Source organism: Halobaculum sp. P14 (assembly GCF_051195155.1).
Lineage (GTDB): Archaea > Halobacteriota > Halobacteria > Halobacteriales > Haloferacaceae > JBNTKA01.
This window is the reverse complement of sequence record NZ_JBNTKB010000010.1, coordinates 1-1,770: the sequence shown is the minus strand read 5'-3', so window position 1 is coordinate 1,770 and position 1,770 is coordinate 1. Positions and strand designations below refer to the sequence as shown.

1 protein-coding gene is annotated in these 1,770 nt (G+C 63.9%); it reads left to right on the top strand.

Going from position 1 to position 1,770, the window contains the following annotated elements; translation table 11 throughout:
* Positions 1 to 1,731: BGTF surface domain-containing protein (locus tag ACQUS7_RS14545; RefSeq protein ID WP_435147962.1), on the top strand; the 1,731-nt coding region annotated here is incomplete at its 5' end.
* Positions 1,732 to 1,770 lie beyond the last annotated feature (39 nt).

Genomic DNA, 1,770 nt, shown 5'->3' with positions numbered 1-1,770 from the left:
GACCTCGGCCTGACGGTCGAGTCCGACGAGAGTTCGTTCACGACCGCGCAGAACGTGACTGGTGTCGTCCAGGCTGACGACATCAACCGGCCTGTGAAGGTCGAACTCGTGGACGACTCTGGTGACGTCGTCCAGACTGAGACGGTGACCGTCGACTCCGACGGTTCCGTCGCGTACGACTTCGAGACCGTCGACGCCGCCACCGGCTACACGGTCAACGCGACCGACGTCAACACTGGCGTCACCGCCCACACTGCGCCGTTCAACGTCACGCAGGCTGGCGACGGCGTCATCTCGTTCAGCACGGACTCCAAGACGGTCCCGCAGGGGGACATCGCGGAGTTCACGGTTAACTTCGAAGGCAAAGCGAAGGGTAGTACCGGCTACGTCATCATCGGCAACGAGGCGGAGTCCGGCTACCAGCTCAACCTGACCGCGACTGACGTGGACAACGACGGCAAAGTCACGTTCACGTTCAACACGTACACTGCGGGTACGAACGGTAACATCGTGGAAGTCGTCGACACGAGTGGCGACAAAGACACGGTGACCGTGACGAACAAGGCTGCGAGCGAACAGCAGCTCAGCTCCATCCTCGACCAGGGCACCTACCGGACGTACGGTGCCACGACGAAGATGATTGACCCCGACGCGGACGCGCAGTCCGTCGGGACGCTGTTCCTCGCGGAGCGCAAGAAGCCGTCCGTCACGACGTGGACGGCTCCGGCCACCAGCTCGTTCAGCTTCGACGCTAACGAGGATGGCTCCGTGAAGGCTTCGGACATCTCGTCGCTCGTCGAGAGCGGCAAGATCACGAAGGACTCGAAGATCGTGCGGACGGACCACACGATCTTCCAGATCCAGGCAGAGGGCCTGGAAGGCATGCTGGCGAGCCAGGCTGGCTCGACCCAGCTCGACCGCCTGAAGACCGCGCTCAGCGGCAGCAACACTGAGCTGAACCTGAAGGTCAAGCAGACGAACCCGGTTGCGAACCAGGACCCGCGTGTCATCGACATCGCGAACGCGTCCAACAGCAACCTGCAGCTGGTCACGAACGAGAACACCAGCACGTACTACCTGATCTTCAAGCAGGCGACGCTGAACAGCAACGTCAAGGACGGCGACAAGTACAAGGCGCAGTTCAACGTCACTGACGACTACCTCTTCGAGGGCGACAGTGACGCTGTGGACTCCGCGAACGCGTCCTTCGAGACGCTGAAGGGCGAGGTCACCTTCGCGAAGGACACGTTCAAGGTGAACGCGGCGAAGAACCAGACGATCTCTGGTTCCTCGACGTACGCGCCGGGGACGACGTTCTCGGTGCGGGTGAGCTCGGCGACGGGCACGCAGCCCGCGTTCATCAAGCCGAAGACCGTCACCGTTCAGGCCGACGGCAGCTGGTCGGCCTCCTACGACTTCACGACGCCGGACGGCATCAACGCCGGCGACACGTTCACGGTGAGCACGAGCCTCGGCTCGGCTTCCGCGGACGGTGAAGTCATCGAGGGTACGCCGAAGCCGACGACGTCGGCCGGCACGACCTCGACGACGTCGACGACGGAGCCGCCGACGACGACGACGTCGACGACGTCGACGACGGAGCCGCCGCAGACCTCGACGACGAGTGAGCCGCCGGCGACGACGACGACGACCACGACGCCCGGCTTCACGGCCGTGCTCGGGATCGTCGCGCTGCTCGGCGCCGCGCTGCTCGCGATCCGTCGCGACTAACGTGAACAACGACTGACCGGCGAAACCGGTCACTCAACT